Source organism: Stenotrophomonas sp. SrG (assembly GCF_050031795.1).
Taxonomy (GTDB): domain Bacteria; phylum Pseudomonadota; class Gammaproteobacteria; order Xanthomonadales; family Xanthomonadaceae; genus Stenotrophomonas; species Stenotrophomonas rhizophila_A.
The window spans coordinates 1-239 of the sequence record NZ_JBNBBE010001100.1; the positions used below are offsets into that span (position 1 = coordinate 1).

Annotated in this window: 1 pseudogene; it reads right to left on the minus strand. The window is 74.1% G+C overall.

The features are described 5' to 3' along the window. Nucleotides 1–238, minus strand: a pseudogene (locus ACQG3P_RS22870) (peptide chain release factor N(5)-glutamine methyltransferase); the annotation flags it as partial. Between the last annotated feature and the right edge of the window lies 1 nt (nucleotide 239).

Here is a 239-nt window from a genome sequence, read left to right on the forward strand (position 1 = left end):
GGCGCGGAATCAAGGTGGCCGGGCTGACCGCCAGGTCCAGGGCCCAGAAGCCGCGCCGGCCCAGCAGGTAGGCCACCGGCTCACCGGCAATGCGACGCTGCAGCAGCGCCGCGACCGCCTCCGCCGTGGCCGGGTCGAGCAGGTCGGTGGCATGCGCGAACAGCCAGCCGCGCTCACGCCCCACCACATGCAGCAGCAGCAGTTCGGCTTCGTGCCGGCCTTCCACCCCGGGCAGCACG